Annotated in this window: 25 protein-coding genes, 7 tRNA genes, 1 pseudogene and 2 riboswitches; of the genes and pseudogenes, 6 read left to right on the forward strand and 27 right to left on the reverse strand. The window is 44.8% G+C overall.

Annotated features, from left to right (window positions below; translation table 11 throughout):
- Positions 1 to 18: 18 nt before the first annotated feature.
- The 3 genes from AC5SXE_RS01095 to AC5SXE_RS01105 form a co-directional block, all read right to left on the reverse strand.
- Complete coding sequence (locus AC5SXE_RS01095) at positions 19 to 432, reverse strand: acyl-CoA thioesterase (protein WP_493916344.1); 414 nt, start codon at positions 430 to 432, stop codon at positions 19 to 21.
- A 131-nt stretch (positions 433 to 563) separates the two neighbouring features.
- Positions 564 to 989 (reverse strand): CoA-binding protein, encoded by a 426-nt coding sequence (locus tag AC5SXE_RS01100; RefSeq protein WP_493916631.1) that lies wholly within the window; start codon positions 987 to 989, stop codon positions 564 to 566.
- A 60-nt stretch (positions 990 to 1,049) separates the two neighbouring features.
- Complete coding sequence (locus tag AC5SXE_RS01105; RefSeq protein WP_493916345.1) at positions 1,050 to 1,433, reverse strand: hypothetical protein; 384 nt, start codon at positions 1,431 to 1,433, stop codon at positions 1,050 to 1,052.
- A 181-nt stretch (positions 1,434 to 1,614) separates the two neighbouring features.
- Between AC5SXE_RS01105 and AC5SXE_RS01110 the strand changes: the two genes are divergently transcribed.
- Positions 1,615 to 1,702, forward strand: a tRNA-Ser gene (locus AC5SXE_RS01110).
- 65 nt (positions 1,703 to 1,767) lie between these two features.
- The gene (locus AC5SXE_RS01115; protein WP_493916346.1) at positions 1,768 to 2,643 is read left to right on the forward strand and encodes an ROK family protein; all 876 of its coding nucleotides are present in this window, start codon (positions 1,768 to 1,770) and stop codon (positions 2,641 to 2,643) included.
- 6 nt (positions 2,644 to 2,649) lie between these two features.
- Here the strand turns inward: AC5SXE_RS01115 and AC5SXE_RS01120 are convergent, their stop codons facing one another.
- Complete coding sequence (locus AC5SXE_RS01120) at positions 2,650 to 4,053, reverse strand: MATE family efflux transporter (RefSeq protein WP_493916347.1); 1,404 nt, start codon at positions 4,051 to 4,053, stop codon at positions 2,650 to 2,652.
- Between the two features lie 316 nt (positions 4,054 to 4,369).
- Between AC5SXE_RS01120 and AC5SXE_RS01125 the strand changes: the two genes are divergently transcribed.
- The 3 genes from AC5SXE_RS01125 to AC5SXE_RS01135 all read left to right on the forward strand — a co-directional run bounded on the left by AC5SXE_RS01125 (position 4,370) and on the right by AC5SXE_RS01135 (position 5,340).
- Positions 4,370 to 4,621, forward strand: coding sequence for a hypothetical protein (locus AC5SXE_RS01125; protein ID WP_493916348.1), 252 nt, complete (start codon positions 4,370 to 4,372; stop codon positions 4,619 to 4,621).
- 175 nt (positions 4,622 to 4,796) lie between these two features.
- Positions 4,797 to 5,228 (forward strand): DJ-1/PfpI family protein, encoded by a 432-nt coding sequence (locus tag AC5SXE_RS01130; protein ID WP_493916349.1) that lies wholly within the window; start codon positions 4,797 to 4,799, stop codon positions 5,226 to 5,228.
- Positions 5,197 to 5,340, forward strand: a complete 144-nt coding sequence (locus tag AC5SXE_RS01135) for a DJ-1/PfpI family protein (RefSeq protein WP_493916350.1) — start codon at positions 5,197 to 5,199, stop codon at positions 5,338 to 5,340. The genes AC5SXE_RS01130 and AC5SXE_RS01135 overlap by 32 nt, the downstream gene beginning before the upstream one ends.
- A 261-nt stretch (positions 5,341 to 5,601) precedes the next feature.
- Here AC5SXE_RS01135 and AC5SXE_RS01140 read toward each other — a convergent pair whose 3' ends face one another.
- From AC5SXE_RS01140 to AC5SXE_RS01225, 18 genes are all read right to left on the reverse strand, one after another.
- Positions 5,602 to 5,880, reverse strand: coding sequence for a 2-oxoacid:acceptor oxidoreductase family protein (locus AC5SXE_RS01140; RefSeq protein ID WP_493916351.1), 279 nt, complete (start codon positions 5,878 to 5,880; stop codon positions 5,602 to 5,604).
- Positions 5,843 to 6,148, reverse strand: a complete 306-nt coding sequence (locus AC5SXE_RS01145) for a 2-oxoacid:acceptor oxidoreductase family protein (protein ID WP_493916352.1) — start codon at positions 6,146 to 6,148, stop codon at positions 5,843 to 5,845. The genes AC5SXE_RS01140 and AC5SXE_RS01145 overlap by 38 nt, the downstream gene beginning before the upstream one ends.
- Positions 6,149 to 6,154: 6 nt before the next feature.
- Positions 6,155 to 6,997 (reverse strand): thiamine pyrophosphate-dependent enzyme, encoded by an 843-nt coding sequence (locus AC5SXE_RS01150; protein ID WP_493916353.1) that lies wholly within the window; start codon positions 6,995 to 6,997, stop codon positions 6,155 to 6,157.
- Positions 6,994 to 8,133, reverse strand: coding sequence for a 2-oxoacid:acceptor oxidoreductase subunit alpha (locus AC5SXE_RS01155; RefSeq protein WP_493916354.1), 1,140 nt, complete (start codon positions 8,131 to 8,133; stop codon positions 6,994 to 6,996). Before AC5SXE_RS01155 ends, AC5SXE_RS01150 begins: the two co-directional genes overlap by 4 nt.
- Before the next feature lie 2 nt (positions 8,134 to 8,135).
- Positions 8,136 to 8,375 carry a 4Fe-4S dicluster domain-containing protein gene (locus AC5SXE_RS01160; RefSeq protein ID WP_493916355.1) on the reverse strand — a complete coding sequence of 80 codons (240 nt, stop codon included), beginning with the start codon at positions 8,373 to 8,375 and terminating at the stop codon, positions 8,136 to 8,138.
- Between the two features lie 78 nt (positions 8,376 to 8,453).
- A complete protein-coding gene (locus AC5SXE_RS01165; protein WP_493916356.1) occupies positions 8,454 to 8,861 on the reverse strand; it encodes a thioesterase family protein in 408 nt (135 codons plus the stop codon).
- A 189-nt stretch (positions 8,862 to 9,050) separates the two neighbouring features.
- Positions 9,051 to 9,797 carry a sulfide-dependent adenosine diphosphate thiazole synthase gene (locus AC5SXE_RS01170; protein WP_493916357.1) on the reverse strand — a complete coding sequence of 249 codons (747 nt, stop codon included), beginning with the start codon at positions 9,795 to 9,797 and terminating at the stop codon, positions 9,051 to 9,053.
- 125 nt (positions 9,798 to 9,922) lie between these two features.
- Positions 9,923 to 10,023, reverse strand: a riboswitch (TPP riboswitch).
- Positions 10,024 to 10,223: 200 nt separating this feature from the next.
- Positions 10,224 to 10,706, reverse strand: a complete 483-nt coding sequence (gene rnhA / locus AC5SXE_RS01175; protein ID WP_493916358.1) for a ribonuclease HI — start codon at positions 10,704 to 10,706, stop codon at positions 10,224 to 10,226.
- A gap of 173 nt (positions 10,707 to 10,879) precedes the next feature.
- On the reverse strand, positions 10,880 to 11,215 hold the full coding sequence (locus AC5SXE_RS01180) for a TRAP transporter large permease subunit (protein ID WP_493916359.1): 336 nt from the start codon (positions 11,213 to 11,215) through the stop codon (positions 10,880 to 10,882).
- The gene (locus AC5SXE_RS01185) at positions 11,103 to 12,170 is read right to left on the reverse strand and encodes a TRAP transporter large permease (RefSeq protein WP_493916360.1); all 1,068 of its coding nucleotides are present in this window, start codon (positions 12,168 to 12,170) and stop codon (positions 11,103 to 11,105) included. The genes AC5SXE_RS01180 and AC5SXE_RS01185 overlap by 113 nt, the downstream gene beginning before the upstream one ends.
- Positions 12,167 to 12,646 (reverse strand): TRAP transporter small permease, encoded by a 480-nt coding sequence (locus tag AC5SXE_RS01190; RefSeq protein ID WP_493916361.1) that lies wholly within the window; start codon positions 12,644 to 12,646, stop codon positions 12,167 to 12,169. Before AC5SXE_RS01190 ends, AC5SXE_RS01185 begins: the two co-directional genes overlap by 4 nt.
- Before the next feature lie 2 nt (positions 12,647 to 12,648).
- A complete protein-coding gene (locus AC5SXE_RS01195) occupies positions 12,649 to 13,683 on the reverse strand; it encodes a TRAP transporter substrate-binding protein (protein ID WP_493916362.1) in 1,035 nt (344 codons plus the stop codon).
- Between the two features lie 228 nt (positions 13,684 to 13,911).
- Positions 13,912 to 13,987 (reverse strand) — tRNA-Asn (locus AC5SXE_RS01200).
- Positions 13,988 to 14,001: 14 nt separating this feature from the next.
- Positions 14,002 to 14,076: transfer RNA gene (locus AC5SXE_RS01205), tRNA-Cys, on the reverse strand.
- 8 nt (positions 14,077 to 14,084) lie between these two features.
- Positions 14,085 to 14,159 (reverse strand) — tRNA-Gly (locus AC5SXE_RS01210).
- A gap of 17 nt (positions 14,160 to 14,176) precedes the next feature.
- Positions 14,177 to 14,252: transfer RNA gene (locus AC5SXE_RS01215), tRNA-Phe, on the reverse strand.
- Positions 14,253 to 14,270: 18 nt separating this feature from the next.
- Positions 14,271 to 14,347 (reverse strand) — tRNA-Asp (locus AC5SXE_RS01220).
- A 16-nt stretch (positions 14,348 to 14,363) separates the two neighbouring features.
- Positions 14,364 to 14,438: transfer RNA gene (locus AC5SXE_RS01225), tRNA-Val, on the reverse strand.
- A gap of 144 nt (positions 14,439 to 14,582) precedes the next feature.
- Between AC5SXE_RS01225 and AC5SXE_RS01230 the strand changes: the two are divergent.
- A pseudogene (locus AC5SXE_RS01230) lies at positions 14,583 to 15,799 on the forward strand (ISL3 family transposase).
- A gap of 96 nt (positions 15,800 to 15,895) precedes the next feature.
- On the opposite strand, the gene metX reads toward AC5SXE_RS01230, so the two are convergent.
- The 5 genes from metX to AC5SXE_RS01255 form a co-directional block, all read right to left on the reverse strand.
- On the reverse strand, positions 15,896 to 16,993 hold the full coding sequence (gene metX / locus AC5SXE_RS01235) for a homoserine O-acetyltransferase MetX (protein ID WP_493916363.1): 1,098 nt from the start codon (positions 16,991 to 16,993) through the stop codon (positions 15,896 to 15,898).
- A 24-nt stretch (positions 16,994 to 17,017) separates the two neighbouring features.
- Positions 17,018 to 18,301, reverse strand: coding sequence for an O-acetylhomoserine aminocarboxypropyltransferase/cysteine synthase family protein (locus tag AC5SXE_RS01240; protein ID WP_493916364.1), 1,284 nt, complete (start codon positions 18,299 to 18,301; stop codon positions 17,018 to 17,020).
- An 82-nt stretch (positions 18,302 to 18,383) separates the two neighbouring features.
- A riboswitch (SAM riboswitch) is annotated at positions 18,384 to 18,488 on the reverse strand.
- A gap of 59 nt (positions 18,489 to 18,547) precedes the next feature.
- Positions 18,548 to 19,387 (reverse strand): amidohydrolase family protein, encoded by an 840-nt coding sequence (locus tag AC5SXE_RS01245; RefSeq protein WP_493916365.1) that lies wholly within the window; start codon positions 19,385 to 19,387, stop codon positions 18,548 to 18,550.
- On the reverse strand, positions 19,384 to 20,295 hold the full coding sequence (metF, locus tag AC5SXE_RS01250; RefSeq protein WP_493916366.1) for a methylenetetrahydrofolate reductase [NAD(P)H]: 912 nt from the start codon (positions 20,293 to 20,295) through the stop codon (positions 19,384 to 19,386). Before metF ends, AC5SXE_RS01245 begins: the two co-directional genes overlap by 4 nt.
- Positions 20,296 to 20,307: 12 nt before the next feature.
- A complete protein-coding gene (locus AC5SXE_RS01255; protein ID WP_493916367.1) occupies positions 20,308 to 22,713 on the reverse strand; it encodes a homocysteine S-methyltransferase family protein in 2,406 nt (801 codons plus the stop codon).
- Positions 22,714 to 22,790 lie beyond the last annotated feature (77 nt).

A 22,790-nucleotide genomic window follows, 5' to 3' on the forward strand; every position in this document is an offset into this window, starting at 1 on the left:
CTCTCGCCATTTTCCATTTTATTGTTGCAATAAACATATCAACTTGTCATAGAAGGGTTCCGGTTTTTTTAACAACTTTCCTCTTTTGTCGCAAAAGCCGTGCTTAGTAAATCCTTCCGCTAAAAACATACCATCGGAATCACGATAAACTTTAAATTCAAAGGAAAGACTATAAGGTTTTACTTCTTTCAAGTAGGTATCTATTCTGATGAGGTCATCGTATCGAGCGGGGTGTTTATATCTACATCTCACCTCTACAACCGGCATAAAGACACCTTTTTCTTCCCAATTGACGTAGGGCATGCCATATTTTCTGCAAAATTCCGTTCGCCCCATTTCAAACCAGTTCAGATAATTAGCATAATAGACAACACCCATTTGATCCGTAGCACTGTATGGCACTCTTAAAACAAAGGAGGCGCTCAAGGGCATCTGCTTCATCTCCTCATGGAAAGTGTGATTTACGCATGATAAAAGTTGAACAAATTCATCATAACATATCGATCAATAATAATTCCACATGAATTTGCCAAAAAGTATTTTATCCCACCTCACTTGTCATCTTAAGTGTCAAGACGTGAGCAACGCGCCTTATGCACTGCCATTATGCACTGCCCACTGACGACGGTATAATTTAAATTTTCTAATTCCTCTTCAAGTTCATGGTTTTCAGCCCCCGGTTGCATCCATACTATTGGCTTGTAAGAAAGGCTCTTTAATTCATCTAACAGAAATGCTTGATTTTTGGGACCTATGAATAAAGATAATATATCTAGATTCTCAGGAATGTCTCGTACCGAGGCATAAAAACTTAATCCTAATATTTTAAGACCCTTGTATTTGGGATTTACAGGATAGAGGGAAAAGCCTTGCGACTTAAGATAGCGTATCACCATTGAAACGGGCCTTCCCGTTTCGACCGTCGCGCCAAGAACGGCCACCTTAGAAGGGGAACATACATATTCTTTTACTATTCTTTCCCATACCATTTCTTTCACTCCTCTTTAAATCCTCGATGATATGAGCACTTACAGTGCCCCTTCTCACATTCAGGGGCCGCATAAGCCCTCTATAGCAGTGAAGCGAATGTCACAAAAAGGTCCCTCCATGTAAATCGCTGCTTTGATCTCTGCTTCTTCTCCGGGTAATAACGAAACTCTTTTTGCCCTAAAGGTTCGCTGCGCAGCTAACTTATTATCGATGCTGTAGATGCTAACAACTATTCCGGGGCCCGCTATTTCTTTCGAAGTAACATTTTTTATGGTGGCCTTCAACTCTAAAACTTTTCCTTCATTATCATACCAAAACGAAGACGTAATCAAGGCTATTTTAGTTTCGTGCACTTCAGAAAAAGAGGAACCTGCAAATACAAGACAAGTTGATGTGACCACCAAAAGAAAGAAGGCAACGTATAGGAATCTTTTTTCTTTCATGATTTATCTCACCTCTTCATCTGTAACGCCTTTAAAATTATTTTACGAGTTATTCTTAGAAAATCCCAGGGCCATCTTTAACCCAAAGAATTGCCCCACCAAAAAATGCTAACATGGAAATCTGGAAGTGGCGCTTTCCTGCCTTCACTAAAATTAAAGTAGTTGTTATAATGATTCGTACGGAGGACTGGCCGAGTGGTCGAAGGCGGGTGACTTGAAATCACTTGTGCCGAAAGGCACCGGGGGTTCGAATCCCTCGTCCTCCGCCATTTTTTATTTTTAGTTATTAAGAATCGTTAAGCAGTATTTAACAATGAAGTAAAAAGGAGATAATATGAGCAAGCTCTCGATAGGAATAGACGTAGGGGGACATTATATTAAAGCAGCTCTCATAGAAGAGTATAAATTTCTGCGGAGATGGGAAGAACCAACTTTTGAAGGAAGGACTATCGAGGGTGTAGCTGGACAACTTCAAAAGATCGCAGGGGAGCTTGAGCCCCCGGGTTTCACTCTGTCCATTGGAATCGGAATGCCGGGATTTCTAGATTTACAAAGAGAGCATCTCGTGCTTTCACCCAACTTTCCTGATTGGAAGGGTCTCCCCCTCAAAGCCTTACTCGAGGATAGACTAAAAAGAAAGGTAATGATCGAAAACGACGCAAACTGTTACGCCTTGGGCGAACAATTAGTTGGACTGGCCAAAGGTCTTAAGGATTTCGTCGTCTTAACTCTCGGCACAGGAATAGGCGGCGGCATCGTTGTAGACGGAAGATTGCTTAAAGGCGCTCATGGATTCGCAGGAGAACCGGGCCATATGGTCTTGGACGAAACCGAACTTTGCGGATGTGGATGTTATGGTCACCTCGAAGCTATAAGCGGGACCGACGCAATGGAAAGAAAAGCGGGGCAAATCGGCTTGCCCGAGGATATGAAGATTTTATGGGCGCGCAGAGACGAACCTGCCATCGCAGAGATAATAATGCCTTCACTTCAAACGATGGCCAAGGCGATCGCCTCCATAGTGTACCTTTTTGATCCTGAGATGATCATTTTAGGCGGCGGATTTAGCAGGGCTGAAGAGCTGCTTTCAATCCTAAAACCCATGGCGCTCAAATATTTAGCGCCTCACTTCAGGGACATATTTAACCTAAAAATTAGCTCTCCTCGGCAACGACGCTGCCATACTGGGAGCAGCTTCGCTTGTAGATGAGTTGAACTAAGGACAGCTGCTTGACCTATTTGAGGCAACCTCCAACAGTGGATGTGCCATTCCTTCGTTTCTCTTAAGTTTTTTTAGTTCACGCTGAAGTGCAAAGAAAGCCAAAACTGAACCTCCCAAGTCTGTGGCTGGAAAAGCCATCCAAATTCCATCCAAACCAAATATACGAGGCATCAATAAGATGGCCGGATAGCAGACACCAAGTTGGCGTACTAGTTGAATAAATAATGCTTCTTTGGCTCTGCCTAAGGATTGCAACGTGTAGGAAGTCACCACAAATATGGAAGCCGCTGGCAGAAAAGTATATCCAATTTTCAAGGCGCGTGTTGTCATCTCGATCAAAGCCTGGTGATCATCGCAGAAAATTTGAACGATCCGCCGCGCGAAGAGTTGAGTTGAAACCCAGGAAAAAGAAAACACGAGCAAGCATGCAAAAAGGGCCAGTATAATGGCCTTTCTGACGCGACGGTAAAGGCCTGCCCCATAATTGTACCCAATGATGGGCTGTGCTGCTTCGCTAATTCCCAGTGCTGGCAAAAAGAACAAACTGTCCAGAGCAAGAAATATTCCTACCGAAGAAACGGCCATATCACCACCTAATTTTAAAGCTGCTTGATTTAGAAGAACTAGGAGTACGGCAAAGGATAGAGAAGTTATACAGGGAGTCACTCCTATAGCTAACATATTAACGATAAGAGGCTTTCTTGGTTTCAAGTTTTCGTATCTGAATCTCAGCACGCTATATTTTAAATAATATAATGCAACCCAAAGGCACGATAAAAATTCAGAAAGGGTCGTTCCCCAAGCGGCTCCCTTTACACCCCAACCAAACACGCAAATGAAAAGCCAGTCCAAGAAAATATTGGCTCCCGTTCCTATGACAAGAGTACCCATGGCCCATTTTGGTGATCCTTCTACCCTAATCATAGAATTAAGCACAAAGGAAATGATGAAAAATGGCATACCGATCAACGCTATGATCATATAGTCGCACGCAGGTTTAAGTATCGCTTCGCTTGCTCCAAAAAACTTCAATGCAGAATCAAGAAAACACAACATGCCAACGCAAACAAGTAATGCAAAGACAACAGACATAGTCAAGGCATTCCCCAGGACAAGCTCGGCCCTCTTTTTCTTACCCGCTCCAAGGCTTCTTGAGGCAATGGATGCGGCACCAACACACACCAAAACACATAGTGCAATGCATATCTCAAAAAGTGGAAAAGCAACTGTAACAGCAGCAAGTCCTGCTTGTCCAACATTTTGCCCGACAAATATCCTATCAACTATGTTATAGAGAGCGTTTGCGAACAATCCGGCCATAGCTGGCAGTGAAAAGTATAAAAGCAGCTTGCTTATGGGCTCTATGCCCAGGCGCTCTGTTTTCATGTCGATGCTCATCATCGAAATCCTCCCTTCATGCTAAGATGCATACAATGACTGCTCCGCTGTTGTGATTTCATTATATCACAGGCTCGTCCATGACCAAAGTATTCTAAATTATCATTGATCTGATTTGGCGTGATATGCTATTATAAAAGCGCTTCAATAATGTTCAATCATTTACAAGGAGGCGAGCATGAAATGGCAGAATGTGGATTCGATATGAAAAGTGCCCTTACTTATGCGATACACGCTGAGATTCAGGCAAACGAATTTTACAAAACCTGGGCCCAAAACGCCAGAACGCCGGCTCTAAAAAAGGAAATCTCAGAACTTGGCAGACTGGGAAGAAACGCACAAAGACACTTTATCAAAATATTACGAAGAGCTTTTTGGCGAACCCTTCACGCCTGATCCAAATGTAGTCGTGGACCCAGCACTTCGCGTTCAGGCCGACGAATTTAAGGATTACTATTCCCTCCTCCGATTGATATCCACCGCTTACCTTTCTGAACTCCGGGCAGCGGAATTTTACGAAGAATTGGCCGAGAAGGCAGAGTCCAGAAGAAACGAAGCTCATGTTTAGGGATCTTGCGAAGATGGAAAGAAGTCACATGGAATTCGTCAGAAAACGGTATGATGAGCTTAGAGGTGAATTAGAAGGAAGATTAATGCTTTAACTCAACATTGTAGGGCTTTGCAAATGTTTGGCAAAACTAATAAAATAAGTACTGTCAAACTTTCGCATGGAGGTGAAATCTATGTCTAAACTCGGCGGAAAACGTTTTATATTCTTCGTAGAAGAGGATTACGAAGATTTGGAGCTATGGTACCCAAAGATAAGATTGATCGAGGAAGGAGCAGAGACCGTAGTAGCAAGCCCCGAAAAGGGCAAGCTATATCGAGGTAAACACGGCTATCCATGCAAAAGCGAGATATCCTTCGATGAAGTGAACCCTGATGATTACGATGGTATTGTGATTCCCGGAGGATATGCTCCCGATAAGATTAGAAGATACCCAAAGGCACTTGAGATAGTTAAAAAGCTGAATGATGCCAATAAAATCATCGCTTTTATTTGCCATGCAGGATGGGTGCCTATTTCAGCGGGAATACTGAAGAGGAAGAAAGGCTACTTCTGTCGGAGCCATAAAAGACGATATGGTGAACGCTGGCGCCAACTGGGTGGATGAGGCCGTAGTAGTAGACGGAAACCTCATAAGCAGTAGGACCCCCAATGATCTTCCTTACTTTTGCAAGGCCATAATTGAAAAGGCTTCCTCAGGTTGCAGTTTTTGTTGCTAATGAAGTAACGAACGGCCAGTAAAGGGGGCCAATTGTGGCCCCCTTTACTTACTTTATTAATTAGTTTGGTTAACTAGCACAGCAATTTGCCTGCCTTATTTAACAACACAAAAGTGTAACCAAATGGCACGCATCTCTCGTAATCATATCGCAGGCGGGGCAACGTGAAGTGATTTATGGCGAAAATCGAGTTGGATCTTGCTTCTCTTTTCGCCATGCTTTTAAAATCATTGTCTTTTCATAAATCCTTTGCCTGAAAAATCAGCTCTTTGAACTTATAGTTTTTCCCAGTTCAATGCCCTTGTTCAAAATCTCAATGTTCTTGTCCAAAACTTTCGCGGGGAGTCTTTTCGCCAAAACTTTGCCTAACGTTTCCTCCGATATTTCTTCGATGAAGCTCGCGGCCACACCCAGGGAAAGAATGTTTGCACTCCTAGGAGATCCAAACTTTATAGCGGTTTCAGCTATTGGAAGACCTATAAACCTTACACCGAGGTCGTATCTAGAAGCTTCGATGACACTGGAATCGTAAATCACCATACAATCTATCGCTATCGATATCAAGATAGCGCACTAAAGCCTCCTCGGCTAATGCAATGATGAGGTCGGGGGTTAAAGCATATGGATATAAGATTTCATCATTGGAAATGATAACATCTGTCTTGGTAAAACCTCCTCTTGCGGATACCCCGTAGGCTTGGGTTTGAGCCGCTCGCAATCCGCAACTGACGGCGGCCTCTCCGAGCAAAGACCCAGCTAAAATAACTCCCTGACCGCCAATCCCGGCGAAGATGACTTCATACTTCATGGCTGTTCACTCGCTTTCAGGGTCTTTTCTCGCTCTGGCTTGAATTTCTTTGTAGCGAGACAAGAAAGAATGTCCTTTTTTATCCGCAAACACTCCGGTTACAATGGCTCCGTTGCGCTCTTCCTCCGATAAGTTCTTTGCGCGCTCAATTGATATTGCTTTGTCCTTTAACCAATTGAGCATGATGGACGCTTTGGGCATCTTATTATACCTGCCAAAGTAAGTGGGGCAAGGGGAAATGACTTCAACCAAAGAGAACCCCTCGTGAGAAAGCGCCATTAAAATATATTTTTCTATCATGGTCATGTGATAGACAGTAGTCCTCGCAACAAAGCTTGCTCCAGCTGTTTCGGTGAGACGACAAATGTCGAGTGCCGGCTCCGGATCTCCATACCAAGAAGTAGATGTCCTAGAATCCAAAGGAGTGGTGCAGGAATACTGGCCTCCCGTCATGCCATAATTTAAATTATTCGCTATTATGGCTGTCACGTCTATGTTTCTGCGCGAAGAATGAATTAAGTGATTCCCACCAATCGTTGCGCTATCGCCATCGCCCATCAAGGCCAAAACCTTTAAGGACGGATTTGCCACCTTTATGCCTGTGGCTACAGGTAAGGCCCTACCGTGAGTTACGTGAACCGTATTAGTGTACAAATAATCGTCCGCTTTGCCCCAGCAACCGATGCCAGTTACCACCACGACATCCTTCGGTGCAAGCCCGCATTTCTCAAAGGCATAGAGCATGCTTTTCAAGATTACACCATATCCACAACCAGCACACCACTGATGGGGAAGGCTTTCTTCTCTCAAGAAGGCCTTCCAACTGACTTCTTTTGATCTCCTGCTCATAGGGATAGCACCTCGTCCAGAGCTTTCATTATTTCATAAGGAGCGAGAGGTTCGCCATCGTAACGGTTCGCCCCAACGACTGGAACTGCATCAGGAACTGCTTTTCTGACTTCTCCGATTATTTGTCCCACGTTCATCTCGGGCACAACGATTCCCTTTTTACCTTTTGCTAAGTCGCAGACATATTCCGCCGGAAAGGGCCAAACAGTCTGAAGTTGCAAGACGCCCACTTTAAGTCCTTTATTTTTGGCATCCAGAGCAGCTTGTCTTGCCGCTCTAACCGCTCCACCAAAGGCGATTAACAAATATTCGCTATCATTGATGTCGAAGGTCTTATATTTTACGATTTTATCTTTATTCTTTTCTATCTTATCGTATAGCCTCTTGATCAAATTTTTAGCCTCCTCCGGAGAACTGGTGGGCAAACCTTTTTCGTTATGTGATGAAGAATGAAATCTAGCCAAATACTGTCCGCCCGGGGTGGCCATAGGAGGCACTAAATCTTTGTCCGCCCCGTAGGGATAATACTCATCCAACCCTTCAGGTGGACGTTTTCTGTCTATGATTTCGACTTCATCTTTGGACCGCAGGACACATCCCTCACGCAAATGCCCTACCGTTTCGTCAGCCATGAAAAGCACGGGACACCTGTAAATTTCGGCCAAGTTGAAGGCACAAACTGTAAGGTCAAAACATTCCTGCACCGAAGAGGGAGACAAGGCAATTATGGACTGATCTCCATGACGACCCCATCGGGCTTGCATTATGTCAGCTTGCGCAGGGCGAGTGGCCAATCCCGTGCTTGGACCCGACCTTTGAACATCTATTATCACGCAAGGAACTTCTGCCATGATGGCTAGCCCAATATTTTCCTGCATCAAGGAGAAACCAGGGCCGGAGGTTGCCGTGAAGGCCTTAGCGCCGCCTATGGAAGCACCTATAATGGCAGCGATGCTCGCGATCTCATCTTCCATTTGAAGGTAGTAACCGCCAACTTGCGGCAGCCTCCTGGAAGCCCTTTCTGCTATCTCGGACGAGGGTGTAATGGGATAACCCGCAAAAAACGTTGCACCCGATACCAACGCTCCCTCAACGATGGCTTCGTTCCCAAGTATGAATCCAATTTTCCCAGTCAACGTCACGACACTCCTTTTGACTTAACCTCAATGGCAAAATCAGGGCATCGTAATTCGCATGTGCCACATCCGATGCAATCATCAATCCTTACAGGAACAGGGCGGCCAAGTTCATCAGCTTCAAACACCTTTTTGGGACAAAATTCAACGCATATTTCACACCCCTTACATCTGTCCCTTCTCATCTCAATTCGAAATTTTTTTCCTTCAACGGCCATGATTTCGCCCTCAGGTATCGCCAAATCCAATTCCCCCTTACACCTCTCTTGACTCGTTCTAATAAGTCATTTGTCGCAAATAAAGCAGGAGGACTTTAGAACTTACGCGCCCGTTCTTTCTTTCGCCTTTTCAAGCAATTTCGGATAGTTGACGATGGCCCTAACATGTTTACCGTAACACACGATTCCGTTTTTATCACTTATCTCAAAATCGAAGATTAACCTATTGCCGTTTATTTCTTTTAAAGTAACTTTGTATGAAACCTCTGCCCCCATCATCGTGGGCTCTTCATGGGTTATCTCGGTGTGATAACCAACCGAGATAAAACCTTGAGGCAGAGCCCCATCTACCATCTCCGTAGCCATTCGCACAATCATATTTATACAAGCCGAAGTCGATAAAAATTGTTCGAGGTAAAGCGAAGAGTTCCCCACGGTATCCTCTGCGGTTACGGTCTTTTTAACAACCCTTTCCGTTCCCACCGAAAGCAATTGGGCGATATCCAACATCTTTGACACCTCCAATGCAATCTTTTATTAATTTAAATTTACCACAACATGACAATTCTGCCAATTGGTTGATCATGCTAATAGCAAAAAAATTCAAGGGCAAGCTCCAAATGCACCTTGGACTTGCCCCAAATTTAGCGGTTAGTATTTTTTCGACTCACAGCCTTTCCACAATATCTCTTGCTACTTTCACACCTGAAAGAAGCATCCCCCGAAGATTGGCCCCATTCTCGGGCCCCCAAATGTAGCGTTAGCCGCCATCCCAGCAACATAAAGTCCGGGGAAAACTTCGCGAGTGTTTTCTATGGTCAATTTTTCGGCCTTGTCCGCTGACATAAATTTTTCTCCCACCACATTACCGGTGGTGGTCAGCAATTTTCCGGGCATTTTGCGAGCCACAACTTTAACAACCTCCGTATCATGCCCGGTAGCGTCTATTACATACTTGCAACGAATCGATAAAGGGTCGACGTGGAGCCCTGCCATTTCAATGGCCGTCCAATTTACTACAAGTCCTTGTATGCGACCTTCATCGTGGACTACAACATCCTCCACGCTAATCCCGTTAAATATCACCGCCCCTGCTTTGATGGTTTTACTGGTGATAGTGCTCACTGCTTCTACGGAATCAGCGGTGTAATAACCCTGCACTTCATAGGGAAAAGCCCTTATCTCCAGTTCGTCTAAAATTTGTTTGGCCTCTTCTTGGATTACTATTTCGTTAAAAAGCATTCCGCCTCCCCACATACCACCACCAACGCTAAGCTTCCGCTCGTAAAGAGCAACCTTTTTGCCAGCTTTGGCCAATTTATAAGCAGCAACCAAACCCGATGGCCCTCCACCTACGACGGCCACATCTAGATCAAGATGTTCCGTCAGCTTTCTGAAATACCTATCAACTATAGCTTTGGTTATTATTAATTCATCCAACTTCATTACCGCGCAACCCCCTTAAGAATTTTGTGAAATTTTGGCGGGGAAACAGCGAAAGTCGAGGCAATAAAAAAACCGCCTTCTTGGCGGCATCAAAGTTTCAACCAGCAACTTTAATTTCTATTTAAACTTCTTTGGCTCGCCAATTCCTCCGCCAGCATTACCTGGATCAAGTTCTAGGAGTATTCTCTCAGCCCCGATTCTTATCGGAGCACCCCCTGGCGATATATTTAATTTTCTATAAAATATCTTACTACTCTTAGCCCCGTAGTCAAGCAAACAAACTTGCTCGAAAAGCAGCACATAATACCACATCAAGCGATGTACAAATTGCCTAAGTTTCAATGAAACTGGAAATAAAAGCAATTCGGGCCTGTTATCAGCGCAAAATCTCATACCCGCACTTTGCTGCTTTATAAGTAAATAAGTTTATTCATGAAAATTCAATGTTCTTTCATAGCCTTCATCTATGGGCAAATCTTTTTGTCTTGCCGCTAACGTCGAAAGTTCATCACAACGTTCGTTTTCCGGATTGCCATCGTGGCCCCGAATCCATACAAATTTAACTACGTGCTTATCGCACAACTCCAGCAATTTTTCCCACAAATCCACGTTCAATGCCTTTTCCTTTTTATTACGCATCCAACCTTTTGCCTTCCATCGCTTTACCCACCCTTTGTTCATGGCATCGGCAAGGTACCTTGAATCCGTATAAAGAGTCACTTCACAACTGCAATTTAACGCGCTCAATCCCGCGATCGCAGCGTATATCTCCATTCTATTGTTCGTCGTGAGCCTGAACCCGCCGGATATCTCCCTTCTATGGTCGTTATAAAGCAGTACCACGCCGTATCCTCCGGGACCGGGATTGCCTAAACATGCTCCATCAGTGTAAATTGCCACCTTCTTCATTTTCTTTGTTTATTATGCTCCTCTCCAATTTACAACTTTTCTTGATAATTCACCTCACTCCCATCAGAGGCATGAATACGAACCCATTTTTATTGTCATGACAGACATAATGAAAAGTGCTCCAGCTTTTCTTCCGGTTAACCCAAACATGTCTCCATCAGCAGAACCTTTCTTCACAACCCCAAAACGTGAGGCACAAAGGTGACGACGATAGGACATAAAATTATTATTACAACAACTACTACAGACACCGCTACGAAAGGCCATACGAACTTTAAAACTTCCCCTAAGGGTACTTTGCCAACAGCTGATACTATGTAATTGCATGCACCCATTGGGGGTGTAACCAAAGCAATGGTTACGTTCAATGTCATCACAATCCCAAAATGAAGCGGATCAATGCCCGCCTGCACCGCCAGCGGATAAAAAATGGGAGTGAGCAACGTCAAAGTCGCCACTTCTTCCATGAAGCATCCAACGACAAATATTATACCGGTAAAGGTTAACATGAGCAAAACAGGGCTTGACTACAAGGCCTGCTCCTGCCAATAATTCGGCGAAACGTTGTGGTATCCTCTCCCATTTGAGCAGCCACCCAACTGCTTGAGCAGCGCCCATGATTAGAAAAATTGAACTGGTCGTACGAACGGTCTCATAGAGGGCAGCAAAAATTCCTTTTTTGTTAAGTTCCCTTGTATAAAATAATCCGATCAACAGACAATAGGCAACAGCCAGAGCTCCAGACTCAGTGGGAGTCACCACGCCGGTTACGATTCCTCCGATTATGATGACAGGCGCTATCAAGGCCGGTATTGAATATATCAACGTCTCCTTTATTTTTAACCTTTCCTCGCTAGTAGAAACAGGAGCCCTATACATCGCAGCGTAGAAATAATTCATCACTGCATAGGCTAAACCAAGAATTAATCCAGGTATTATTCCTGCTGCAAACAATCCCCCGATCGACGTGTTGGTCATAGAAGCATAGATGATCATAAATATCGAAGGAGGTATTATGGGGCCTATCAAGGAACTAGCGGCCGTTAAACCCGCTGCATATCCAGGGTTGTATCCTTCCTTCTTCATCGCCGGGACAAGTATTGACGAAAGGGCTGAAGCATCGGCTGCAGCCGAACCGTTAACCCCGGCTAATATTATCCCACCGACGATGTTGACATATCCCAATCCTCCCCGTATTGAACCCACTAAAAGCTTGGAAAAAATTATAAGCCTGTCAGTTAACCCGGACATGTTCATTAACGATCCAGTCAATACAAAAAATGGGATGGCCATTAAAGTAAATGAATCCATACCACCAAAAAACTGCTGGCTTACCGCTCTAAGAAGGGAAACATCGCCCAGTACTATAACGCCCAGAAAGGCAACGGAAAGAAGCGCAAGATAGAGAGGAAGCCCTATTATCATCAACCCAAAAAACAAGAGCAACAGTATCAAAAGGCTCATTGTTCAATTCCCCTCTTATCTCGATAAAGAACAAATTCAACGAACAAAACGCCCAATCCCACGGGAAGCGAAAGAAGCGGAATCGTCTTAGGAATTCCCATGCCCATGGTCATCACTTTCCAATTTCCCAAAGCGTTTACCGTTCCCAGGTAGATCATCAGCCCTAAAACTGCAACGCTTATAACAGCTCTTAACAAACTACAGAATCGCTGCAAAAAGAGGGGAAATTTCGGCATTACGAAATCAATGGCCATCATATCGCCCCTAACGTGGGCGCAGCTAGCTCCCATCATTACCATCCATATTAAGGAATAACGGGCCAATTCCTCTGTCCATATAAATGAAGTGTGAAAAAAGTACCTCGAAAAAACGCCAATCAATATGTCGCATATGTTCAAAGATAAGAGCGAGCACGATATAAGGGCACATCCTCGCTCTATCTTATATACCACCTTATCGCAAAAACCTTTTGACATCGCTACTTGGCCTTTTCATTAGCAATTTTGGCATCATTCAATGCCATGTCGAGCCACTCTTGTCCCACTTTTGATTTTAGCCATTCAACGTAAGCTGACTGTCCAATTTCCCTGAAGGCGTCCATCTCTTGAGCATTAGGCGTATAAGCCTGCATGCCCTTGCTCTCCAAAAACTTGATCTGCTCTGCATCTTGAGCTTCGACCATTTGACGAGTGGCAACATTTGCCTCATGAGCCGCTTTGATGACAATTTTTTTATTCTCTTCGGGAAATTCGTCAAATAAATCGCCGTTCATCACCAAAAACTGATCGGAATATTGGATATTGGCTAACGTCATATATTTTTGAACTTCATAAAGACTTCCGATGATAACATATGTAGCCGGGTTCATCTGTCCGTCCACCACACCTGTCTTAAGTGCCATGTAAAGCTCTGTCCATGGAATAGGAATGCCGCTGGCCCCAAAGGCTTTGTAGAGTGTTACTTGCCCTTCATCCATGGCCCTAAATTTCAGCCCTTTAAAATCCTTTGGATGCCTTATTTCACGTTTAGAATTTGTAAAGGCAAGGAATCCTCCCTCCTCAACCGCTTCAAGTAAGACTGCTCCAGTTCGTTTCTTGAATTCATCTTTCAGTTTGGTCCAGTAGCTGCCAGTATCAAAAAATATGTGCGCCGCCTTGTAACTATCGAACATGAAAGGTATCGACGCGGCGTAAAGTTCGGGAAGTACAGGAGCCATTCCGGCGTAAGAAGCTACATTGATGATTGGCTGATTAAGCCCGCTTTTCGTTAAAAGTTCCATGCGTTCCTCCTCGTTACCGAGCTGGCTATCGGGATAGAGTTGGATCTGAATTTCCCCTTTGGTGCCTTCTTCCACCATCTTTTTGAAGTTCACTGCATAATAATGCACTGCGTTGTTCACTTCATCGGCTGGCCCGTTATAAGACATTTTGATCGTCATTGCATTGGCGGAAGTAGCGCCCAAAACACATAAAAGCACCAGCATTAAAGCGATACCCAATAATCCTCTTTTCATTACCTCACCCCCTCATCTTGGACCTACAATTCATTGTAACAAAATCTTTGAAGCAACGTCCATGACATAGGCTCTCAGATAACCGGCGTTTCTGATGCCTTTAAGGGTCAAATAAATTAAAACCTCGTGAAACTACAACACGAGGTTTTAATTTATTACTTTAAAAATATGTAAGTCACCTGATATGACTTCTTCTATATGGCAGACACTCTATTCAAACTAAAAAAATGGCTCCGGCGGCAGGACTCGAACCTGCAACCTAGTGGTTAACAGCCACCCGCTCTGCCGGTTGAGCTACGCCGGAGTAAGGTTTATATTTGGAGGCGGCACCCGGATTCGAACCGGGGAATAAGGGATTTGCAGTCCCCTGCCTTACCACTTGGCTATGCCGCCGAAATTTCTGGAGCGGAAGACGGGATTTGAACCCGCGACCCCCACCTTGGCAAGGTGATGCTCTACCGCTGAGCTACTTCCGCAATTTCTAACTCTTTAATGGTGGCGAGACCCAGAATCGAACTGGGGACACGCGGATTTTCAGTCCGCTGCTCTACCTACTGAGCTATCTCGCCTCTCGCCACCTCATTAACTGGCGGGGCTGACGGGACTCGAACCCGCGACCTCTGACGTGACAGGCCAGCGCTCTAACCGGCTGAGCTACAGCCCCGCTTGAAACTACTTCATGGTGGGCGGAATAGGGTTCGAACCTATGACCCCCTGCGTGTAAGGCAGGTGCTCTTCCGCTGAGCTATCCGCCCTTGACTCGTATTAGTATAACCACGACCAATCAATTCTGTCAATATCAGAAAGGCTCTATAATCTTTAGTGTGGAAAATTTGACTTAAAAATATAATGGTGGTAAGAACCAACCAAACCCATTAAGAAAGGAGGCTCCTACCACCATGGCCAAAGGCCATTTAAATGATATCACTAATTTGCTTGGGTTGGAAGGTCTAAGGGTCATACAAGTAGTTAAAGAGGAAGATTTTGTAGTAATTAAAGTTCAGGCCAAAGGGGAAAGGGCGTTTTGTCCTCATTGCGGCTCAAAGCACCTTTACAGACACGGCCATGCAAGACCAAAGAAGGGTGCTGCATGCTTTTATCTGTGGCAAGAGGGTATATCTTGAAATATGGGGACTGCAGAGGTGGAAGTGCAGGTCCTGTGGTCGCACCTTCACTTGGAGGCTTGAAATCCTAAGGCCAAGGAGCAGGCTTACCAATATGGCCGAGATGTGGGTACTGTGGTTGCTAAAGTTCATGAGCTTCAAAGAGGTGGCAAAGCTTCTTCACATATCCTACGGCAAAATTAAAAAGGTGTTGATGGACTTCGTGAGGATGGCTGACTTACCGGGATCAATGATAGACGACTTAGAAGAACTTCACCTAGGGATAGATGAACACAGTTTCAGGCATCAGGACATGGTGATAGTGGTGACAGACGTAATGGCAAAGAGGGTGCTTGGAATACTAAAGGACGATCGCCTTTCTACCCTGGAGGAGTTTTTAAAGAAGATCCCAAGCCAAAGGGTCAAGGAAGTATGCATAGACATGAAGGAGGGCTTTAGAAAGTTGGCTCAAAGGCTTTTCCCCAAAGCCAATGTAGTCGTAGACCATTTCCACATCATAGCAGACGGAAACAGACGCATGGACGAGGCAAGGAGGATAGAACAAGACGTACGTAACAAAAGAAAAAGTAAGGATACCCAAAAAGATATTCCTCGTGGGATTTGAGCGGTTAAGCGAAGGCGGAAAAGAAAAGCTAGACGAGCTTTTAAGCCAATACCCAAACCTCAAGGACTTTTACTGGGCTAAGGAAGCTTTGAGGAAACTTTACAGTGCAAGGGACAAAAAAGAAGCTTTAAGGCAGTTGGAGCTAGTCATCATAAACTTAAAGGCCTCTGACGACGCTGAAGCCCGAAGGTGGGCAAATACGCTTAAAAGATGGCGTGAGCCCATCTTAAATTACTTCGACAACAATACTACCAACGCCTATACCGAAGGATGCAATACGAAGGTGAAGATGCTAAAACGAATCTCTTTTGGCCTTAGAAACATAGAGGTCTACGTCAGAAAGATGATGCTAGGGTTCTTGCCACAGAAATTTTTCCACACTATTTGAAATAGAGCCTATCAGAAAGATTATGCTTGAGTTCTTACCCCTAGAAATTTTCCGCATTATTTGAAATAAAGCCTTCTAGAACCAATTTAACGCTAACTAAGACTCAGTTTTTCTCCAAAAACCTCGAATCATCTCGTCAAGCTGATCAATGTCTATTAAAAAGGCATCATGGCCGTTATCGCTTTCGATTTCATCGTAGTAGGCTGACACGCCTGCTTCTCTTGCCTCAAGTGCTATTTTTTCGACTTGCCAGTTTGGAAAGAGCAAGTCACTTGATATACCTACGGCCAAAAGATGACCCTTGAACCTTGAAAGTGCGTTCCTTACGCCTCCCCTTCTTTCTCCAATATCGTGCAAATCCATAGCCCTGGTCAAGTATAAATAACAATTAGCATCAAACCTCTGTACCAGTTTTTCGCCATGATGATGTATGTAGGTCTCAATCTTAAACTTGCCGTTCCAATCCCATGGAGCGCCGAAGGCAAGTTCCCTCATGTATCTTTTTGCAAAGCTCTCTTCGCTCCTGTAAGTGATCATGGCAAGCATTCTAGCTATGGCAAGCCCTCTTTCGGGAGGCGTTGATCCATAGTAATCTCCGCCTTTCCATTGAGGATCTGCCATAATGGCCTGACGCTGTACTTCATTGAGCGCTATTGCCTGCGGGTAAGTAAAGGCTGGAGCAGCAATGACTATAGCCCCTCTAACCATTTCTGGAAAACTTACAGGCCATTCCAAGGCCTGCATTCCACCTAAAGATCCGCCAACGACGCACTCAAGCTCCTTTATCTCCATGAGTTTAAGCGCTTCGTATTGCGCTCTTACCATATCTCTCACCGATATGAGTGGAAAACGCATGCCATAAGGTCGTCCGTCTTCGCAAAGAGTAGTCGGAGAAGTGCTGCCGTAGGGGCTACCCAGCATATTAAAACAAATAACGCAAAATTTATTGGTATCAATGGCCTTTCCAGGTCCTATCAGAGGATCCCACCAGGCTTCAGGCAACCCCGGAATATTCGGACCAGCGGCATGATGACTCCCCGTAAGGGCGTGGCACACCAGTACGACCCTGCCTACATCTAAGGAACCGTACATGGCATAAACCTGTTTCACCCTTTTTAAAATCTTGCCCGACTCTAAGCGCAATTCGGGAATTTCTATAGCTCCTATATTTTCTTTAAGAACCCCGCTTAACACTGATAACCTTACCCGCTTTCTTTTTTAAATTGCATTTAAAGCATGAGCCAAATCCTCTACAATGTCTTCTATGTCTTCAAGACCGATGCTCAATCGCACCAATCCCTCTTCTATTCCGGCTTCCTTTAGTTCTTCCTTGGTCAGTTGGCTATGTGTGGTTGAGGCTGGGTGTATGGCCATGCTCCTGGCATCTCCCAAGTTAGCAACTATTGAAAAAAGATCCAGGTTATTTAAAAACTTCTTCCCCGCCTCAAAGCCTCCTTTTAAGCAAAAAGCCACCATTCCGCCAAAACCACCCTGAAAGTATTTTTTTGCCCTTTCGTGGTGAGGATGGCTTTTTAGCCCTGGATACGAAACCCAGGCTACCTCACTGTGTTCTTCAAGAAATTGCGCCACTGCAAGCGCGTTTTCGCTATGTCTTTTCATTCTCAAAGGCAAAGTACCCATGCCCATCCACAAAAGATAGGCTTCAAAAGGCGACATGCAACCTCCCAAGTCCCTGAGGCTACAGGCACGCATCTTGGCAGCCAGGGCCTGGTTGGCAAATCGCTCAGCAAAAATCACACCGTGATAAGCCGCATCAGGTTTCGTAAACTCGGTCCACTTTCCAGAGGCAAACCAATCCATATTGCCTCCGTCAACTACAACTCCACCAATGATATTGCCAAAGCCGCTTAAATATTTGGTGGCCGAATGAACGACCACGTTTACACCCCACTTAATGGGCTGACACAAAGCTGGCGATAAAAAGGTATTATCCACAACAAACAAGACTTCCTTGTCTTTAGCGATGGCCGCAATCTCCTCCAAGGGCGCCACATTTAAACCAGGATTACCCACGCTTTCGGTAATGATACAACGTGTCATAGGTCTGATGGCATTTTCAACTTCCCCTGGGTCGTCAGTATCTATAACGCTTACTTCCACATTAAATCTGGTCATGCAGTTTAAAAGCAGCGTAAGCGTGCCTCCGTAAACTTTACGTCCCACTATGACGTGATCGCCGCTTTTGCATATCAATGCCAAAAGTTGATTGAACGCCGCTTGTCCCGAAGAGGTGGCCACAGCAGCCACTCCACCTTCTAAATTGGATATGACGCTTTCAAAAACAGCAACGGTTGGGTTAGCGATTCGCGAGTATGTAAATCCTTCTTTATCAAGTTCAAAAAGCGAAGAGGCATCTTCTACCGAATTAAATTTGTACCCGGCCGTCAAATAAATCGGAAGCCCAAAGGCTCCTGTGGTTGGATCATGATCCCATCCTGCATGAAGTGCTCTTGTCGAAAACCCTTTGGGATTTCTTTTCAATACATTGACCTCCTTTTGTTTTTAACTACAGATTAATCAAAAAGCCTTCTCCCCTAAGAGGGAAAAGGCTTTTTATTCATCCCTCTTATCATTCAACCTTTCGGCTGCAGGTGTTAGCACCACGCCCCAAATAAGGGCAGGTTGCCGGGCTTCGCAGGGCCAGTCCCTCCGCCGCTCTGGATAAGAGTTTTTTAATACCCTTTAGCATGTGTTGCCTAATGATACCATCTTTTTATCGAAAGTCCATCAAAGGGCACAAAACTTTTTGAAGTTATCGAAAAAGATGGACTTGAAAAAACTTTTATTTCCTTCAAACCGATTAAAAAGTTTTTTGTACCTGGCCATGGAAAGAATCGGGTAGTCGCTCCCATAAAGAAATTTATGAGTTAAGCCGGATGCTTCGATGGCCTTAAAAATTTCCGGCTCATACAAAAGCGGAGCTGCCGCTGTATCATAATAAGCGTTAGATAAAGCTAACTTCATCTCGGGCATGAGCTCGTACACCCAAAGTCCTCCGCCAAAATGCGCAAATATCACCCTGACTTCAGGATGATTAAGACAAAAAGCGGCAGCCTCTTTCGGGCCTACGTTCCCCTTTCCGGGATAATCGTGGCCAACGGGCTCTGCCGTATGGATCAGCAAAAACATTCCCGTCTCATGGCAGGCAGCAGCGAGCCTCCAGGTTTCTCTGGCATCAGCAATATCGAAATCCTGCCCTTGCGGAAAAAGCTCCCCTACTCCAACAAGACCTTCTTCCTTGCATCTTTCGATCTCCTTTAATGCACCTTTGGCAAGGGGGGGCAACACTGCCAATCCCTTAAGGCGATCTGGATAGCTTTTTACCGCGGATATTACGTAATCGTTACACAACTTGCATAAAGACAAGTCGCTAAAGGCAAAGCCAAATACAAAGCTTTGTTCTATCCCATCAGCATCCATTTGGGCAATAACATCTTCTACCGTCGCCCATTTGTGTACTTTGCTCTTTGCGAGCATGCCAAAATAAGGTTCAACTTCAGCAATTCTTTCCCAATTCGATATTACCTCCGGGGGATAGACATGAACGTGGCAATCAACGATCTTCATGAAAGGACTTTCTCTCCTTTTGGATCCGGTATTGCCTCGCGCAAGGTCGAGATGTTCGATGTAATCCTTCGAGCCACGTGCGCCTTGTTCATGGTATATAAATGAATCCCCTTAACCCCAAAGGCAATGAGGTCAACAATTTGATCCGTGGCATAAGCAATGCCTGCTTCCTCCAGGGCGCGTGGGTCATCGGCATATCTATGAAGTATCCTTACGAATTTCTTTGGTAGCGAGGCGCCACATAAAGTTACTATTCTTTCTATCTGATTTTTGCTTACCACGGGCATGATCCCTGCCGATATGGGCACATTTATACCTGCTATGTACGCTCTTTCCATGAAACGATAAAAGAGTTCGTTATCGAAAAATAGCTGAGTAATTAAGAAATCTACTCCCGCATTGACCTTTTGCTTCAAAAAATGCAAGTCTTTGATGGGATCGTCACATTCGATGTGCCCTTCAGGATAGGCAGCACCACCGATAGAGATGGTTTCGCCATACTTTTCCCGCAAAAACCGAACTAAATCGATAGCGTGTTCAAAGTCGCCCTTGACAAAATTATCCTTTGCTCCCTCTGGAGGGTCACCCCTTAAAGCCAAAATGTTATTAACGCCGTTGTCGAGCAGAAAACTTACAATTTTTTCCGTATCTTCGCGTGTAGCCTCAACGCATGTCAGATGCGCCAAAGATTCTATGCCGTATTTGTTTTTAACATCCATTGCTATTTGAGGGGTTCTATCGCGAGTTGACCCGCCAGCTCCATAGGTTACACTTATAAAATCGGGTTGAAGCCCTTTTAATTCATCCAATGTCTCATAGATTTTTTCCAAGGGTGTCGTGGTCTTTGGCGGGAAAATCTCAAAGGAAAAAACTAATCTCTTTTTCTCAAATATGTCCTTTATTTTCAATTATTTTACCTCCTATCCATCAAGTAATTTTTCCACCAGACGAACAGCGCCTAGCGCATCTTGGGCATAACCGTCTGCGCCTATGTCATCCGCGTAACTTTGCGAGACCGCTGCCCCGCCTATTATAACTTTAACCGGAAGGTTTTCTTCCTTAATCTTTTTTATAACCCTTTCCATCTCGCGCATTGTAGTAGTCATCAGGGCCGACAACCCCACAATTTGAGCTTCTCCTTTTTTAGCTTCCTCCAGTATTCGCTCAAGTGGAACGTCTTTCCCAAGATCTATGACGCGATAGCCATGGCTTTTTAAGACCATTGAAACGATGTTTTTTCCGATATCGTGAATGTCTCCAGCTACAGTGGCCATTATAATACATCCCCTGTCTTTTAGCTTCCCGCCTTCGCTTAACACTGTCCTTTCTACAAGGTCACATACGCTCTGGGCAGCCTCAGCGGAAGAAATGAGCTGAGGTAAAAAGTACTCCCCGCATTCGTATAATCTGCCTACTTCCTCTAATGCCGGAAGCACGACGTCGTTTATTAGGCTTAAAGGGCCACCCCCCTCAGCCGAAAATCTTTGTGCTTTATCCAAAACGCTGACTTTGTCACCCTGGACGATCAACTTCTGCATTTGCTCAATCGGGCCAAGGATACGTTCTTCTGTCTTTGAGATAACTTTCTTTTCTTCTATCTTTAAAGAGTTTACCCACGCTATATAGTGAGAGGCCTTTTCGTCTCGTCCCGTCAGCAAGTTACATGCCATCATTAGAGGATAAAAACCTTCATCCAATGGATCAGCAATCACGGCATCTAAGCATGCCCCGGCTGCCATGGCAAGAAATGTCTTGTTTAAAAGAGATCTCTCAGGCAGGCCGTGAGATACGTTGCTCACGCCCATTATAGTAAAAAGTTCGAGCTTTTTAAGGGCTCTTAAGACTTCCAATGTCACGATACCCGCCTTCGCGTCCGCAGCAATCGACATCGTCAATGGATCTATGAATATCCTATTTCTTGGGAAGTCTAACTCATCAGCTGTTAAACCCACCCTTTCGGCCACCCTTATCCTCTCTTCCGGGATTGTTGCTATGCCTTCTTCATCAATCGTGAGCACAACGAGGCAAGCTCCATACCTCTTTGCAAGCTTTATTCCCCCCACCAACTTCTGCCTTTCTGCAGTGACAGAATTAATGAGAGGTATGCCCGATACATGAATTAAACCTTCCTCGAGCACCTCTGGCTCATCGGCATCTATTGATATTGGAAACGTGCAAGCGTTTTCTACGACCTCAATAGCCTCACGCATAGCCTTTTTTCTGTCTATGTTAGGAAGGCTCACATTTATATCTATCACGCTGGCTCCCGATTCGCTCTGCTTTCTCGCTTCCTTTGATAAGGCATCCCATTTATATTGAGCAACCTCATCTCTCATGGGCGACTTCCTGGATACGTTTATTCTCTCGCCAACGACGACTATAGGTTCATCGTTACCCGCCAAAACCAATCGACTTCTGCTGGCCAAAGCCGCCTTTTTAATCTCGATTGGCCGAAGGGGTTTTAAACCGGAAGTAATTTCTTTTAGATAAGCGATGTGTTCGGGCGTAGTGCCACAGCAACCTCCAACGATGCAAGCTCCGGTTTTAGCTAATTTTAAGGTTTCTTTTGCAAACTCCTCTGGGTTAAAATTCCTACCACCAGGGGTGCCAGCGTTAAGGTAGGCAAAAATTGGAATCCCCGCGTTGCAGTAAAGGCCCTTTACTATTCCTTCTGCAAGATCCGGCCCAAAGCTGCAATTTACGCCCACCGCGCTTGCACCAACAAGGCGTGCCCAGTGAGCAACTATATCGGGCGAACTTCCGGTGATGGTCCGACCATTTCGCTCGAAAGTAAAAGAAATCACATAAGGAATTTCAGGAGCAACGTCTTTCACGGCTAAGACTGCAGCCTTTGCCTCCTTAATATCCATCTGCGTCTCTATGAGAAAAAAATCTACTCCGCCGTTTTTGAGTCCAAGAGCCTGTTCTTTATAAGCTTCGTAAGCCTCCCCGAAGGTCAACTTTCCGAGGGGCTTTACCAATTCTCCCAACGGGCCCATCGAGCCGGCAACGAAAGCTCCGTATCGGTCGGCTACACGCCTTGCTATACGAGCAGCTTCCTCATTTATCTGGTGGGTCTTTCCTTCGAGACCTCTGTAAGCCAATTTAATTGGGTTGGAGCCAAAAGAGTTCGTCTCGATTATGTTTGCCCCCGAATTCAAGTATTCCCTGTGAATGCACATGACTACATCGGGAGCAGTCAAATTCATCTCTTCAGGCAATAGGGGAGGTCGCCAGCCTTTATCTGCCAACATTGTCCCCATAGCTCCGTCCAATATTAAAATCTTACAATCAGTAAAGATTTGGTTAACAAGATTTAGCGACAAGGCAAAATTCCACCTTTCCTTTGTTATGATATATACGCATAAGCTAGACCCTTAATGAAATGTATTTTACTCTAAGT

It is taken from the genome of Acetomicrobium sp. (assembly GCF_059026225.1).